Source organism: Butyrivibrio proteoclasticus B316, assembly GCF_000145035.1.
GTDB classification, from domain to species: Bacteria; Bacillota; Clostridia; order Lachnospirales; family Lachnospiraceae; genus Butyrivibrio; species Butyrivibrio proteoclasticus.
Genome location: NC_014387.1, coordinates 1 through 15,330 on the forward strand (window position 1 = coordinate 1; position 15,330 = coordinate 15,330).

Sequence of the window (15,330 nt, forward strand, 5' to 3'; positions counted from 1 at the left end):
ATGCAATCATCAATAGAAATCACAAAACAACTTAAATCAAATTGGGAAGAAATCAAAAAGAGTATAAGAATTGAGTCTGGAATCACAGATATTTCTTATAGAACCTGGATCGATCCTCTTACTGTATACGGAGTTAAGGACAATACTGTTATGATCCTTATTCCACAGGATAACCCGGTGGCTCTTTCTTATATCAGTAAGAACTACATTGATTTCTTCAAAGTATCTATCTCGGAATTCCTAGGAGAGATGGTCGATATTAATTTCATGTTGAACAAAGACATTATTAATAATGAAGAAACACATGAAGAAAAAAATGAAGTTAACGATCAATCCTCATATTTAGGCAATTCTAATGCAGAGCATTCAAATCTAAATCCTAAATATAGATTCGATACATTTGTAGTAGGTAGTAACAACAAATTTGCTCATTCAGCTTCACTTGCTGTAGCTGAATCACCCGGAATCTCTTATAATCCTCTTTTCCTATATGGAGGACCAGGACTTGGTAAGACTCACCTTATGCATTCAATCGGCCACTTTGTAATGGAACATAATCGAAGAGCCAAGGTATTGTATGTAACATCTGAGCAGTTTACCAATGAAGTTATTGAGTCTATCAGAAGTGGTAAGGCTGAGAGCATGTCCAAGCTGCGTGAGAAGTACAGAACAGTAGATGTACTCATGGTCGATGACGTTCAGTTTATTATAGGTAAAGAGTCAACACAGGAAGAGTTTTTCCACACCTTCAACGAACTCCATCAGGCCGGTAAACAGATCATTCTTTCATCTGATAAACCGCCTAAGGAAATGGAAACACTTGAAGAGAGATTCAGATCAAGATTCGAGATGGGTCTTATTGCAGATATACAGTCTCCTGACTATGAGACCAGAATGGCAATTCTGCAGAAGAATGCAGAGAACTATGGTAAACATATTGATGCAGAAGTAATTAATTATATTGCTACTAATATCAAATCAAACATTCGTGAGCTTGAGGGCGCATATAACAAGATCATCGCTTACTCAAGACTTAATAATGTTGATATTACTCTCGAGAACGCAATGGAAGCTCTTAAGGATATTATTTATCCTGATAAGTCCAAGGTTATTACTCCACAGCTTATTATCGACACAGTATGTGAGCAATATGGATCCAAGAAGGAAGATATTTTCTCCAAAAAGAGAAATTCCGAAATTGTTCTTCCACGACAGGTTATCATGTATCTTTGCAGAGAGCATACAGATGCTTCCTTGGAAGAAATAGGTAAGCTTCTTGGTAAAAAAGATCACACAACAGTTATGAGTGGAATCAACAAGATAAAAAAACAGATCAAGATTGATGAAGAACTCAACAAAAACCTGGATATAATAATGAAGAAACTAAATCCTTCATTATAATAAGTAATTCACAAAAAATAAAAAGTTATACACATTTGTGGATAACTATCTTGATAACTTGTGATTTAGTTGGGGATTAGCTGTGAATTAGGGTGGATTAACTTTTTTATATCTCATTTGTCAAAATTTGGCTTGTTTATAACTTTTTAATTTTCAACACTAATTTTTTTGTTTTCAACAACCAAAAATTTGTAAAAAAGCCGCATAAATTGTATAATAGAATAGGTTTTACACTTTTCAACAGCTATTATTAATTCTTTTATTATTTATTAATATTTATTTTATACATTTTGGCCAGTGAAGGGAGTATGTGGTTAAATGAAATTTGTGTGCTCTAAATCAAATCTAGTAAGTGGTCTGCAGATTGTTTCAAAAGCAGTTCCTTCCAAAACAACAATGTCTATTCTTGAATGCATACTAGTAGATGCAACAGAGGGCATTATCAAATTTATTGCTAACGATATGGAACTTGGTATACAGACTGTAGTAGAAGGTAACATTGTCGAGAGAGGTTATATAGCTTTAGATGCCAAGATATTTGTAGACATAGTAAGAAAACTCCCAGATAATGATGTAACTATTGAATCAGACAGCACTAATAAAGTTACTATCAGTTGTGAGAGAGCTAAGTTCAATCTTATTGGCAGAAAAGGTGATGATTTTACCTATCTTCCATCAATTGAGAAAATCGATGGCGTAACAGTATCACAGTATACTCTTAGAAATGTTATTCAGCAGACTATCTTTTCTATAGCAGAAAATGATGCTAACAAGATGATGGCAGGTGAACTCTTTGAAGTAGATGGAGAGAATTTAAAGCTTGTATCACTTGATGGTCATAGAATCTCTATTAGAAAAGTTAAGTTAAACGGTAGTTATCCTTACAAGAAAGTAATAGTTCCTGGTAAAACACTTGGTGAGATCAGTAAGATTCTCGGTGACAGTATCGAGAAAATGGTAAATATCTATTTTACAGATAAGCATGTTCTTTTTGAGTTCGATAAGACAACAGTTGTATCAAGACTCATTGAGGGTGAATACTTCAGTATTGATCAGATGCTTTCAAGCGATTATGAAACCAAGATCAGCATTAACAGAAAGGAATTCCTTGACTGTATAGACCGTGCTACTCTTCTGGTTAAAGAAGGCGACAAGAAGCCTGTTATCATCTCAGTTACAGATGGCAAGATAGAGCTTAAGATCAATTCTGCTATCGGTAGTATGGATGAAGAAATTGAAATAGATAAACAGGGTAAAGATCTTATGATTGGCTTCAATCCTAAGTTCCTCATTGATGCTCTTAGAGTTATTGATGATGAGCTGGTTGATATTTATATGGTCAATCCTAAGGCTCCGTGCTTTATCAGAGATAAGGAATCTACATACATTTATCTTGTACTTCCTGTAAACTTCACAACAGTAGACTGATCATAGTTCTACTGTTATGAGTTTATTTTGGATAAAATATTAGTTATAGGATTTTAGCAAAATGGAAACAATCAGATTACGTGAAGGTGATGATTTTATAAAGCTTGGTCAGGCTCTTAAAAAGGCTGGGCTTGAAGGTTCTGGTGTGGATGCCAAGAATGACATCCAGGCCGGACTTGTTAAGGTTAACGGAGAAGTTGAGGAAAGACGTGGCCGTAAACTGTATGATGGTGACATTTTTGAATACGATGGCACACAGGTTAAGATTGAAAAATGATTATTAAGTCATTAGAACTTGCTGATTTCAGGAATTACGAGAATGTAAAGATTGATTTCAGCAGTGGTACCAATATATTGTATGGAGACAACGCTCAGGGAAAAACTAATATTCTTGAGGCTATTTTTGTTTCAGCCACTACCAAATCACATAAAGGCAGCAAGGACAAAGAGATAATAAGATTTGGCAAGGATGAGGCCCATATTAGGACTATTCTTGAGAAAGATAATGCTGAATATCGCGTAGATATGCATCTTCGCAGCAGCAAAACAAAAGGAATTGCAATAGACGGTCAGAAGATAAAAAGGGCATCAGATCTTATAGGGATGCTCAATGTAGTTTTTTTCTCACCGGAAGATCTTAGTATTATTAAAAATGGCCCTTCTGAAAGGCGCAGGTTCATGGATATGGAGCTGTGTCAATTAGATCAGATATATCTTAATAGTCTTTCTAAGTACAACAAACTTGTTGTAGAACGTAATAAAGTTCTTAAGGATTTATATGAACATCCGGAGAATAGTGTTCTTTTAGATGTGCAGGACAAGCAGTTATGTGAATATGGATCCGTCATTATCAAGACTAGAGAAAAATTCATCAGAGATCTTAACGAAATAATAAGACCTATTCATGAGAAGTTAACAGGAAATAAAGAGTTCCTGTCAGTTTACTATGAGCCAAATGTAAGTGCTGATGAATTCGAAAAGAAATTAAGGGCTGCAAGACAAAAAGATACTTACGCCAAGCAGACAACTGTAGGTCCTCACAAGGACGATTTTTCTTTTGTAGTTCAAAAGAAAAAAGCAGACTGTGATGAATATGGCGAAGGAATAGACATTAGAAAATATGGCTCTCAGGGACAGCAGAGAACTGCTTCTCTCTCACTCAAACTTTCAGAGATTGAGATTGTAAAAAGAGCTAAAAAGGAAAATCCGGTACTCTTACTTGATGATGTTTTGTCTGAACTTGATAGCAACAGACAAAATTATCTGCTTAACACAATTGGAGATATTCAGACAATTGTTACATGTACCGGACTTGATGAATTTGTTAATAACAGATTTGAAATAGATAAGCTGTTTAAGGTTACTGATGGAACAATAAGCAGCGAGAATTAAAGAAATGGAGCATAAAATGAGCGAAGAAGCAGTAAAATATGGTGCCGATCAAATCCAGATTCTTGAAGGACTTGAGGCTGTAAGAAAAAGACCGGGTATGTATATTGGTACTACTGCCAGCAGAGGACTTCACCATCTTGTTTATGAGATAGTAGATAACTCTGTTGACGAAGCGCTTGCAGGTTTCTGCGACCACATCGAAGTTACCATCAATGAGGATAATACGATAATTGTTCAGGATAATGGACGTGGTATTCCTGTTGACGTTAACCATAAATCCGGACTTACAGGTGTAGAAGTTGTATTTACTATTCTTCACGCCGGCGGCAAATTCGGCGGTGGAGGATACAAGGTATCAGGTGGTCTTCACGGTGTTGGTGCTTCTGTAGTAAATGCTCTTTCAGAATGGCTTGAAGTACAGGTTACACGTAGAGGTAAGGTTTATCAGCAGAGATATGAAAGAGGAAAAGTCTGCTACCCTCTTAAGGAAGTTGGTACAGCTCCTGAGAATGTGACAGGTACAAGAGTATACTTCAAACCTGATGCTGAGATATTCAGGGAAACAACTGTGTTTGAGTATAGCGTACTCAAGCAGAGACTTCGTGAGATGGCTTTCCTGACTAAGGGACTTAAGATTACTCTTACAGATAAGCGTGTTGAAGAAGGCGAAGATCCTATTCAGCAGACATTCCACTATGAAGGCGGAATTAAGGAATTTGTTCAGTACCTGAACAAGAATAAGACTTCTCTTTACGGGGACATTATGTACTTTGAAGGAAACAGAAACAATGTACAGGTAGAAGTTTCTTTCCAGCATAATGATTCTTACAATGAGAGTATCTACACTTTTGTTAATAACATCAATACTCCTGAAGGTGGTACTCACCTTGAGGGATTCAAGGCTGCTCTTACCAAGACATTTAATGACTATGCAAGAGCTAATAAGATGCTCAAGGATAGCGAAGAAAACCTTACTGGTGAAGATATCAGAGAAGGTTTGACAGCTATTATTTCTGTTAAGATTGAAGATCCTCAGTTTGAAGGCCAGACCAAACAGAAACTTGGTAACTCCGAGGCAAGAGGAGCTGTAGCAGGTGTTGTATCAGAACAGCTGACCTATTATCTTGAGCAGAATCCTAATGTTGCCAAGCAGATTCTTGAAAAAGCTATACTTGCCCAGAGAGCAAGAGATGCTGCCAGAAAGGCAAGAGATCTTACAAGACGTAAGTCTGCTCTTGATGGAATGGGACTTCCTGGTAAGCTTGCAGATTGTTCAGATAAAGATCCTAAGAACTGCGAAATATTTATCGTTGAGGGAGATTCCGCCGGTGGATCTGCTAAGACAGCCAGAAGCCGTGCGACTCAGGCTATTCTCCCACTTCGTGGTAAGATCCTGAACGTAGAAAAGGCCAGAGTTGACAGAATTTATGGTAATGCTGAAATCAAAGCTATGATCACAGCATTTGGAACAGGTATACATGATGACTTTGATATCAGTAAGCTCAGATATGACAAGATTATCATCATGACCGATGCCGATGTGGACGGTGCACATATTTCTACACTTATGCTTACTTTCCTTTACAGGTTTATGCCTGAGCTTATTAAGCAGGGCCATGTATATCTTGCTCAGCCACCTCTTTATAAGCTTGAGAAGAATAAAAAGGTCTGGTATGCATATTCTGATGAGGAACTTGATAAGATCCTTACAGATGTTGGACGTGATCAGAATAACAAGATCCAGCGTTATAAGGGTCTTGGAGAGATGGATCCGGAACAGCTCTGGGAAACAACTATGGATCCTGAGAGAAGAGTCCTTTTGAGAGTTAACATGGATGAAGAGTCTTCATCAGATATCGATGTAACGTTTACTACTCTTATGGGTGATAAGGTTGAACCAAGACGAGAATTCATCGAGAAGAATGCTAAGTTTGTTAAAAATATTGATATATTCTGATGTTATCTCTTTCAAATGATCAGAATAAAAAAGAATTGAGTGTAAAAATCTGAGAAAGGTTTATATTTCTCAAGGAAAAGGATAAAAAGTAATGGCAGATAATAATAACATCAACAATGAAATGCCAGATGACGTTTTTGATAAGACAACCACTGACAGAATAAAAGAAGTTGATCTTCAGAAGACAATGGAATCTGACTATATCGACTATGCCATGAGCGTTATTGCATCTCGTGCTCTTCCAGATGTAAGAGATGGTCTTAAGCCGGTTCAGAGAAGAATTTTGTATTCTATGATAGAGCTTAATAACGGTCCGGATAAGCCACATCGTAAGTGTGCGCGTATCGTCGGTGATACTATGGGTAAGTATCATCCACATGGTGACAGTTCAATCTATGGTGCATTGGTTAATATGGCTCAGCCATGGTCAATGAGATACTGTCTTGTTGACGGACATGGTAACTTTGGTTCTGTTGACGGAGATGGTGCAGCTGCCATGCGATATACAGAGGCAAGACTCACCAAGATATCAATGGAGATGATTGCTGACATCAATAAGGACACTGTAGATTTTGTTCCTAACTTTGATGAGACAGAAAAAGAGCCTGCAATTCTCCCAAGTAGATATCCTAACCTTCTGGTGAATGGTACTACAGGTATTGCGGTAGGTATGGCTACTAATATCCCACCTCATAACCTCAGAGAAGTAGTTAATGCTGTTGTTAAGATGATTGACAACAGAGTTCTTGAAGATAGAGAAACAGAGATTGAAGAAATTCTTGATATTATCAAGGCTCCTGATTTCCCTACAGGAGGAATAATCCTAGGTACAAGAGGTGCTGAAGAGGCTTACAGAACCGGACGTGGTAAGGTTATAGTAAGAGCTGTTACAAACATTGAGCCTATGCAGAATGGCAAGAACAGAATTGTTGTAACAGAACTTCCATATCTTGTTAATAAGGCTAATATGATAGCCAAGATTGCTGAGCTTGTTAAGCTCAAAAAACTTGATGGAATTACTGCTCTTAGAGATGAATCTGACCGTGAGGGTATGCGTGTAGTAATTGAGCTTCGTAATGATGTTAATCCTAATATCATGCTCAATAAGCTCTATAAACATACTCAGATGCAGGATTCATTTGGTATTATCATGCTTGCGCTCGTTAATAATGAGCCGAAGGTTCTGTCTATAACTGAGATGCTCAAGCACTACATCAAGCATCAGGAAGAAGTTGTAACAAGAAGAACCAAGTATGATCTCAATAAGGCTGAAGAGAGAAATCATATTTTAGAGGGATTACTCATAGCCCTTGATAACATTGATGAAGTAATCAAGATCATCAGAGGTAGTGAAACAGTAGCTCTTGCCAAGGAACAGTTGATGGGCAGATTTGGCCTTACAGATGTTCAGGCTCAGGCTATTGTAGATATGAGACTTCGTACTCTGACAGGTTTGGAAAGAGACAAGCTTGAACAGGAGCACGCTGATCTTCTCAAGAAAATCGAGGAATTGAAAGCTATTCTTGCAGATAGAAAAGTACTTTTAGGAGTAATCAGAACCGAAATATCTGAAATTGCCAATAAATATGGCGATGACAGAAAGTCACAGATTGGACAGGATGATTCTGACATTGATACAGAGGATCTGATTCCTAACGTAAATACTGTTATAGCAATGACAAGTCTTGGATATATCAAGAGAATGTCAATTGATAACTTCAAGGCACAGAATCGTGGTGGCAAGGGAATTAAGGGTATCACAACAATAGATAACGATTATGTTGAAGATATCCTTATGACTACAACTCATAACTACGTAATGTTCTTTACAAATACTGGTCGAGTTTACAGACTTAAGGCTTATCAGATTCCTGAAGCTTCAAGAACATCACGTGGAATGGCAATTGTTAATCTCCTCCAGCTTGCACCAGGTGAGAAGATTTCTGCTATGATCCCTGTAAAGGGCTTTGAGGATGAAGAAAAGTGCCTGTTCATGGTTACCAAGAAAGGTACTGTCAAGAAGACTCCTATCACAGATTTCTCAAATGTGAGAAAGACAGGACTTGCTGCAATTACTCTTCGTGATGATGATGAGCTCATTGAAGTTAAGACAGTTACCAAGGATGCAGAAGTATTCCTTGTAACCAAGAATGGTATGTGTATCCACTTTGATGAAAGTGATGTTCGTATTACAAGCAGATCTTCTATCGGTGTTCGCGGTATGATGCTGGATGATACAGATGAAATTGTAGGAATGCAGCTCAATACTCAGGGAGATTCACTTCTCATTGTTTCTGAAAAAGGATACGGTAAGAGAACAACACTTGATGAATTCCATAGCCAGTTCAGAGGCGGTAAGGGTGTTAAGTGTTATAAGATAACTGAGAAGACCGGTAATGTAATCGGTGTTAAGGCTGTTAATGATGATAATGAGATCATGATGATCACTAATGCAGGAATCATTATTCAGCTGAGAATGGATGAAATAACAATCCATGGCAGAGTAACATCAGGTGTTAAGATGATCAATCTTGATAAGGGTGTAACTGTTGCTAAGATTGCCAAGGTAAGAGAAAAGATTTCTGACGGAGATCACGATATTGATAATATCGATGACGTAAGTGAGGAAGTTGAGGAAGAAAATATTACAACTGCTGATGATGACGAGGAATAATTTGTCATAAGTCAGTTTAACAGCAACAGGGATTCTTCAGAGGAATGAGGGGCCTATGAACATCGGATTGTTGGTATCAGAACTTGAAGACAGAGACGTTAAGAAAATATGCATAGGTGCTAGCCAGGCTGCGAGGGATAAAGATGTTACCCTCTGTGTTATGCCCGGCAAGTACCTGCAGACAGAAGCTGAAGATGATAATCCGTATGCATATCAGTACGCAGCACTTTTTGACTATGCAAGGGATTTTGGTTTTGATGCACTAATAATTGATATCGACAGAATAGGTAAAAAGGTACCGATCCTCAAAAAGGAATCACTGCTCAAAAAGTTTGAGGGTATACCTATTTTAACCCTTTCCGAGGTTGAAGGTTTTGTTTGCGTCAATGAAATTACAAATGACAGGGATCAGCTTGAACAGCTTGGATATGAGGCTGTTTGTGATGTAATTGGACTTAAAGAAAAAGGTAAATTACCTGTTCCTGAGCAGGCCAAAACATTTAACTTTGTAGAAAAAGATGCTGCAGAAGCTTTAAATGTGCTGTTTAGGATCAGTAGCCCTCTTCTCCACAGAAAGTATCCTGATGAAAAAGTATATGAAGTAATATCTAAAACTTTTGCTGCTGAAGGCATAAAGAATAGCGCTATACTTCTATACGATACGAAAATCAGAAATACTATTAAATACTGGTGGAATAAGCCTGAAACTATTCTTTGTAAGTCCAGACTTGTAAATGGAATAGTACCAGAAAACAATGAAAATGATATTATAAAAACCAGTGAAGTAATCGATAGTATTACACATGGCAAGGCTAAGGTGCTGATAGCAGGTTCTCTTTTTGTAGGAGAATATCAGCTTGGTCTTGTTATTACTGAGTTTACATCGGATTATTACATTGATCATTTTCAGGATAATCTCCTTAGCATAATTACAGGAACTTCAAGAGTATCTTACCTGGAAAAAGAGCTTAAGAAGACAAATGAAGAACTCTATGAAGTTCAGGAAGAACTTGCAAGAGATGATTCAGTTCTTGACCATATCGGGGATCAGGACTATCTTACAGGTGGCCTTAACAGACGAGGTTTTTTTGCCAAGGCCTATGATCTTCTTAAAGATAACTTCGGACCAGGAAAATGCGCAGTTGTTGCTTATATTCACATGGAGTCCCTCAAGGGAATAAACGATATGTATGGCCATGAGGAAGGCGACAGAGCTGTTAAAAAGGTTTCAGGAATTCTTGAAAAGGTTTTTGAGAATAGTATATACGGTAGAATAAGAGGCGATGAATTTGCTGTTATAGAGATATCTGACGAAGAAGGTAAGGCTGAGAGTTTCAGACAGGAAATGTCTACTCAGAACGCTAATCTCCTATCAGAGTCCAGTAGATACATCAATCATCTACAGTATTCTATTTGTGAATTTAGCTATGAAGAAAATCTGTCACTTCGTGAAATGTTAAAAGAGACAGATGATAATCTAAAAAGAATAAAACAGCTTAAATAATATACAAAAAGATCATTTAGAGTAATTTCTAAATGATCTTTTTTATATAACCTATCACATAGCTGCTTTCATTTCATGTACATAATCTTCGATGTATTTTGGGGCGTTTTTACCATGTTTTTCTAACAGCTTGATAATAGCAGAGCCAACAATTGCGCCGTCTGAGATATTGGACATTTTAGCAGCCTGTTCAGGTGTAGAAATACCAAATCCGATAGCACATGGAATATCAGTGTTTTCGCGAATTACTTTAACAATAGAATCAAGATCAGTAGTAATACTGCTTCTGGTACCTGTTACGCCAAGACTTGAAACTACATAGATAAAGCCTTTAGCTTCTCTGGCAATCATAGATATTCTTTTTTCTGAAGTTGGTGCTATTAACGAGACAAGGTCTATGTCATATTTATTGCAGGTATCTTCAAATTCCTCTTTCTCCTCAAAAGGAAGATCAGGTAAAATAAGTCCATCCATACCAATTTCACTGCATATTTTGATAAACTTTTCTGAATCGTAGGAATAAACTACATTTGCGTAAGTCATAAAAACCATAGGAACTGAAACGCTCTTTCGTAGATCTTTAACGAATTCAAAAATCTTATCTGTAGTGATGCCTCCGTTTAATGCGCGAAGATTAGCACCCTGAATAACGGGGCCTTCGGCTGTTGGATCAGAAAAAGGTATGCCAAGCTCTATAAGGTCAGCTCCTCCCTTTACTGCTGCAATGACAGCTTCCTTAGTTGTTTCAAGGTCTGGATCTCCGCATGTGATAAAGGCTATAAAAGCTTTGCCATTTTCAAAAGCTGTTTTTATTTTACTCATTATTTTTTACTCCTCTTCTATATCAATCTGAAATATTTTCGTCTCTATAGCGTGCAATCGCAGCGCAGTCTTTATCTCCTCTTCCGGAAATAGTTACAACGATGATCTTGTCTTTATCCATTGTAGGAGCAAGTTTAATAGCGTATGCAAGAGCATGAGAAGATTCTATAGCAGGAATAATTCCTTCAGTTTTGGAGAGATATTCAAATGCATTTACTGCCTCATCATCTGTTATAGCAACGTATTTGGCTCTGTGAATATCATGAAGGTAGGCATGCTCCGGTCCGATTCCAGGGTAATCAAGCCCGGCTGAAATTGAATAAACAGGAGCAATCTGTCCATATTCATCCTGACAAAAATAAGATTTCATGCCGTGGAAAATACCAAGTCTTCCGGTGTTGATAGTTGCAGCAGTTTCAAAGGTATCAATGCCTCTTCCGGCCGCTTCACATCCGATTAACCGTACTGATTCATCGTCAATAAAATTGTAAAAGGATCCTATAGCATTAGAGCCGCCTCCAACACAGGCAATAACAGCATCGGGGAGTCTACCCTCTTTTTCCAGCATTTGTTCTTTGATCTCTTTGGAGATTACTGCCTGAAAATCTCTGACTATAGTAGGAAATGGATGTGGTCCCATAACAGAGCCGAGGCAATAATGAGTATCATCAATCCTTGAAGTCCACTCTCTCATGGCTTCAGAAACTGCATCCTTAAGAGTAGCGGTTCCGGATGTTACAGGGATAACCTCAGCGCCAAGAAGCTTCATCTTGTAGACATTAAGCGCCTGTCTCTTAGTGTCCTCTTCACCCATGAAAACAACACATTCCATTCCCATTAAGGCCGCAGCAGTTGCAGTAGCTACGCCGTGCTGACCTGCGCCGGTTTCAGCTATGAGTCTGGTCTTGCCCATTTTTTTGGCCAAAAGAGCCTGACCAAGGACATTGTTGATCTTGTGAGCTCCGGTATGGTTCAAATCTTCCCTTTTGAGATAAATCTTTGCTCCACCAAGGTCTCTTGTCATTTTCTCAGCATAATATAATCTTGAAGGACGACCTGCATACTCGTTTAACAGCTCAGATAGTTCTCTGTTAAATTCAGGATCATTTTTGTAATGGTTGTAGGCTTCTTCAAGTTCTATCACAGCATTCATAAGAGTTTCAGGTATATACTGACCTCCGTGAACACCAAATCTTCCTCTGGACTTACTCATTTCTTTCACTCCTATTTTCTTTTACCAATGAGATGAATTTTTTCATCTTATCAAAATCTTTTATTCTGTCTGTTTCAATTCCTGAGCTTACATCCACAGCAAATGGCTTAACTGTAGAAAGTGCTTTGGCAATATTTTCAGTATTCAGGCCTCCTGCCAGAAATATCTTCCCGTTATGCTCTTTTAATAAATCCCAGTTAAAAGAGCTTCCACTTCCCATTCCGGAATCCACTAGATAATAATCAGCAGAGAATTCATTATCTATGAAATCATTTTGAGGAAGCCTTAATATATCAGCCTCGTTTTTTATAACTATTGCCTGGATTATGGAAATATCGGGATTATCAATACTTTTTCTAAGTTCATGTATATAATTACTGTCCTCATGCCCATGAAGCTGAACTATATCGATTATATTCTTAGCTACAAGCTCTTTGATAAAAGAGATGTCACTATCGACAAATACTCCAACAGCCTTTATTTCGGGATCAAGCCTTGCTTTAAGGCTTTGAGCTTTTTCAATGCTTACGTATCTGTGGCTTTTGGGGTAAAAGACAAAACCTATATAGTCAGGTTTTACTTCATTTGCATAGGAAATATCTTCATCTCTGAATAGACCGCACATTTTAACCCTGGTCACAACATACCTCAGACTTTCTTAAACTCAGTTAATAGAGCTTTTTTATCTTCAGCTCTCATGAGCACTTCACCGACAAGAACTGCATCTGCTCCAAAATCTTTGATTTCCCTGATATCTTCTACTGACCTGATGCCACTCTCTGAAACAAATATGCGATCACTTGGAACGAGATTTCGCAGATTCCTGCTATTTGCAGTATCAACCTTAAAATCCTTAAGATTCCTGTTGTTAACACCAATCACTCTTGCTGATGAATCTAAAGCTGTTTCTATCTCTTTTTCATCGTGAGCTTCAACAAGTGCAGATAATCCAAGAGCATCACATATGTTGATATATTCGCGTAGCTGACCTTTATCAAGGATAGAGCAGATTAAAAGAACAGCCTTGGCGCCCAGAAGCTTCGCTTCATAGATCATGTATTCATCTACCGTGAAATCTTTTCTGATACATGGAATACTCACAGCCCTAGCTATTTCTTTTAAGTAGGAATCTGCTCCAAGAAACCACTTTGGTTCAGTCAGCACAGATATACAGTCTGCTCCGGCTTCTTCGTACTCTTTTGCTATATCAAGATACGGAAAATCTCTTGATATGATTCCCTTGGAAGGGGAAGCCTTTTTACATTCACAGATAAAGGAAAGACCTGGCTTTTTAAGGGCGTTTTCAAATTCGAATAACCCCTTTGGAAGAGATTCTGCTTCTCTCCTTAAGTCGGTAAGCGGCATTTGCTTAATGGATTCTGAAACTCTGTATTTGGCAAAAGAGGCAAGCTCATCAAGTATTGTTTTATCTGACATCATTTTCTCCGGTTAAATATTACTTATTGCTAAGTTCAATAAGTTTGTTTAGCGTTTCTGTTGCTTTTCCTGAATCAATTATCTCTTTAGCAAGTTTAATTCCATCGGCCAATGAATCTGCCTTACCACCGATGTAAAGAGAAGCACCGGCATTCATAAGGACTGCATCACGCTTAGGTCCTCGCTCTTTTCCTGAGAGGATATCCCTTGTGATCTGAGCATTTTCTGAAGGCGTTCCTCCTACAAGCTCAGCCTTTGAACAAGTCTTAAAGCCAAAGTCCTCAGGACGTATTGTATATGACTTATACCATCCATCCTTGATCTCACATACAGAAGTTGGTGAACTCATTGAAATTTCATCAAGTTTATCCTGGCCATATACAACCATTCCTCTTTTTATTCCAAGGTTTATCAGAACCTGTGCAAGAGGAATTATGAGATAATCATCATAAACTCCAAGAAGCTGCATTGAAGGCTTTCCGGGATTTGTCAGTGGTCCAAGGATATTAAAAACTGTTCTGAAACCAAGCTCTTTTCTGATTGCACCTACGTACTTCATGGAAGTGTGATATTTCTGTGCAAAGAAGAAGCACATTCCGACTTCATTTAGTAGCTCTACGCATTTTTCAGGACTCTGGTCAATATTTACTCCAAGAGCTTCGAGACAGTCTGCAGTTCCACATTTGGAAGAAGCTGCTCTGTTACCATGTTTGGCGACCTTCATTCCACCAGCTGCAGCGACAAGTGCTGAAGTAGTTGAAATATTAAAGCTCTGGGCATTATCTCCGCCTGTTCCAACAATCTCGAAAACATCCATGCCTGTTTCAACCTGAGTAGCGTGCTCTCTCATGGCTGTTGCGCAGCCTGCAATCTCATCTGTTGTCTCTGCTCTCGCACTCTTGGTAGAAAGTGCAGATAAAAAAGCTGCATTCTGAGTAGGAGTAGTTTCTCCACTCATGATCTCGTTCATTACTGAGTAGGCTTCATCATAAGTGAGGTCTTCTTTGTTTACGATTTTTACAATAGCTTCTTTGATCATGTTCATTCTCTCCTTTTGACTAATTGATTTGTAATAAAAAAGCGTTCCGACTCATCTGTCAGAACGCTTTATGAAATAAAAAAGTCCCTGACAGAAGTCTGTTCTGTCAAGGACGAATGTACAATTATACTATCCGCGGTGCCACCTTGAATTCGTAGTAAACTACGCGCTTATGTGAGATACCGTTTCTATAAGAATCTTATAGACTTCATCATATCTCTGACTACTAACGGGAGTCTTCCGTTGCAGAATACTCTGTGCAAAAACACATTTGACTGCACCCTCGGCGGTCCATTTGAATATGTGTATCTTACCTGTTCTCAGCTGATCAGGCTCTCTGTGAAGGCATCATAGACGTTATCTCCGCTTCATTGGTTTAAAGTATTAAGTTAGTAAAAATAATACTGCTATAAAATTAGATTGTCAACAATAAATTATTAATTACTCTCAGAATTTCATGATA

The 15,330-nt window shown here is 38.0% G+C and carries 12 protein-coding genes; 7 read left to right on the forward strand and 5 right to left on the reverse strand.

The window, feature by feature from the left end:
* From dnaA to BPR_RS00035, 7 genes are all read left to right on the forward strand, one after another.
* A complete protein-coding gene (dnaA, locus tag BPR_RS00005; protein WP_013279412.1) occupies nt 1-1,401 on the forward strand; it encodes a chromosomal replication initiator protein DnaA in 1,401 nt (466 codons plus the stop codon).
* Nucleotides 1,402-1,719: 318 nt separating this feature from the next.
* Nucleotides 1,720-2,829, forward strand: a complete 1,110-nt coding sequence (gene dnaN / locus BPR_RS00010) for a DNA polymerase III subunit beta (protein ID WP_013279413.1) — start codon at nt 1,720-1,722, stop codon at nt 2,827-2,829.
* Between the two features lie 61 nt (nt 2,830-2,890).
* A complete protein-coding gene (locus BPR_RS00015; RefSeq protein ID WP_013279414.1) occupies nt 2,891-3,106 on the forward strand; it encodes an RNA-binding S4 domain-containing protein in 216 nt (71 codons plus the stop codon).
* On the forward strand, nt 3,103-4,221 hold the full coding sequence (gene recF, locus BPR_RS00020) for a DNA replication/repair protein RecF (protein ID WP_013279415.1): 1,119 nt from the start codon (nt 3,103-3,105) through the stop codon (nt 4,219-4,221). The genes BPR_RS00015 and recF overlap by 4 nt, the downstream gene beginning before the upstream one ends.
* Before the next feature lie 16 nt (nt 4,222-4,237).
* Nucleotides 4,238-6,178: a DNA topoisomerase (ATP-hydrolyzing) subunit B gene (gene gyrB / locus BPR_RS00025; RefSeq protein WP_042256245.1), complete on the forward strand. Its 1,941-nt coding sequence runs from the start codon at nt 4,238-4,240 to the stop codon at nt 6,176-6,178.
* 121 nt (nt 6,179-6,299) lie between these two features.
* Nucleotides 6,300-8,852: a DNA gyrase subunit A gene (gene gyrA / locus BPR_RS00030; RefSeq protein ID WP_034475593.1), complete on the forward strand. Its 2,553-nt coding sequence runs from the start codon at nt 6,300-6,302 to the stop codon at nt 8,850-8,852.
* A gap of 55 nt (nt 8,853-8,907) precedes the next feature.
* The gene (locus BPR_RS00035) at nt 8,908-10,356 is read left to right on the forward strand and encodes a GGDEF domain-containing protein (RefSeq protein ID WP_013279418.1); all 1,449 of its coding nucleotides are present in this window, start codon (nt 8,908-8,910) and stop codon (nt 10,354-10,356) included.
* Between the two features lie 54 nt (nt 10,357-10,410).
* Here BPR_RS00035 and trpA read toward each other — a convergent pair whose 3' ends face one another.
* The 5 genes from trpA to trpD are packed head-to-tail and all read right to left on the reverse strand — an operon-like array spanning nt 10,411 to nt 14,867.
* On the reverse strand, nt 10,411-11,178 hold the full coding sequence (trpA, locus tag BPR_RS00040; RefSeq protein ID WP_013279419.1) for a tryptophan synthase subunit alpha: 768 nt from the start codon (nt 11,176-11,178) through the stop codon (nt 10,411-10,413).
* 22 nt (nt 11,179-11,200) lie between these two features.
* Nucleotides 11,201-12,391, reverse strand: a complete 1,191-nt coding sequence (gene trpB, locus BPR_RS00045; RefSeq protein WP_013279420.1) for a tryptophan synthase subunit beta — start codon at nt 12,389-12,391, stop codon at nt 11,201-11,203.
* Complete coding sequence (locus tag BPR_RS00050; protein WP_242662173.1) at nt 12,384-13,016, reverse strand: phosphoribosylanthranilate isomerase; 633 nt, start codon at nt 13,014-13,016, stop codon at nt 12,384-12,386. The genes trpB and BPR_RS00050 overlap by 8 nt, the downstream gene beginning before the upstream one ends.
* A 23-nt stretch (nt 13,017-13,039) precedes the next feature.
* Nucleotides 13,040-13,831: an indole-3-glycerol phosphate synthase TrpC gene (gene trpC, locus BPR_RS00055; RefSeq protein ID WP_013279422.1), complete on the reverse strand. Its 792-nt coding sequence runs from the start codon at nt 13,829-13,831 to the stop codon at nt 13,040-13,042.
* Between the two features lie 16 nt (nt 13,832-13,847).
* Nucleotides 13,848-14,867 carry an anthranilate phosphoribosyltransferase gene (trpD, locus tag BPR_RS00060; protein ID WP_026662437.1) on the reverse strand — a complete coding sequence of 340 codons (1,020 nt, stop codon included), beginning with the start codon at nt 14,865-14,867 and terminating at the stop codon, nt 13,848-13,850.
* Nucleotides 14,868-15,330 lie beyond the last annotated feature (463 nt).

Coding starts and splice junctions, on each gene's coding strand:
- gyrB (WP_042256245.1), top strand. CDS start 4,238: ATGAGCGAAGAAGCAGTAAAATATGGTGCCGATCAAATCCAGATTCTT.
- BPR_RS00015 (WP_013279414.1), top strand. CDS start 2,891: ATGGAAACAATCAGATTACGTGAAGGTGATGATTTTATAAAGCTTGGT.
- BPR_RS00035 (WP_013279418.1), top strand. CDS start 8,908: ATGAACATCGGATTGTTGGTATCAGAACTTGAAGACAGAGACGTTAAG.
- dnaA (WP_013279412.1), top strand. CDS start 1: ATGCAATCATCAATAGAAATCACAAAACAACTTAAATCAAATTGGGAA.
- trpB (WP_013279420.1), bottom strand. CDS start 12,391: ATGAGTAAGTCCAGAGGAAGATTTGGTGTTCACGGAGGTCAGTATATA.
- BPR_RS00050 (WP_242662173.1), bottom strand. CDS start 13,016: ATGTGCGGTCTATTCAGAGATGAAGATATTTCCTATGCAAATGAAGTA.
- trpD (WP_026662437.1), bottom strand. CDS start 14,867: ATGATCAAAGAAGCTATTGTAAAAATCGTAAACAAAGAAGACCTCACT.
- dnaN (WP_013279413.1), top strand. CDS start 1,720: ATGAAATTTGTGTGCTCTAAATCAAATCTAGTAAGTGGTCTGCAGATT.
- recF (WP_013279415.1), top strand. CDS start 3,103: ATGATTATTAAGTCATTAGAACTTGCTGATTTCAGGAATTACGAGAAT.
- trpC (WP_013279422.1), bottom strand. CDS start 13,831: ATGATGTCAGATAAAACAATACTTGATGAGCTTGCCTCTTTTGCCAAA.
- trpA (WP_013279419.1), bottom strand. CDS start 11,178: ATGAGTAAAATAAAAACAGCTTTTGAAAATGGCAAAGCTTTTATAGCC.
- gyrA (WP_034475593.1), top strand. CDS start 6,300: ATGCCAGATGACGTTTTTGATAAGACAACCACTGACAGAATAAAAGAA.